Annotated in this window: 1 protein-coding gene; it reads right to left on the reverse strand. The window is 61.4% G+C overall.

Annotated features, from left to right (window positions below):
- Nucleotides 1-251 (reverse strand): PhnD/SsuA/transferrin family substrate-binding protein (locus AC0KVN_RS27730; RefSeq protein WP_483656875.1); only part of this gene is annotated, 251 nt, incomplete at both ends.

Raw genomic sequence — 251 nt, forward strand, 5'->3', positions numbered from 1 at the left:
ATGCGCATAGGCGAAGTCCTGGGTCGGGAATTTCTCGCTGTGCCAGATGACGCGGAAGTTCTCGGCCTTGATGACGCCACGTTCCACCATGCGGTCAAAGACGTCGGAGGCGATGGCAGCAGCATCGTAGTCGCCCGAGTTCACGCCCCGGATGGACTGGTCATGCTTGCCGGAGAAGATGACCTTGTAGTCCTTGTCCGGCGTCACGCCCAGCTTGGGGAACAAGGCCATCGGGGCCATGTGGCCGGAGT

It is taken from the genome of Sphingobium sp. SG1 (assembly GCF_057063145.1).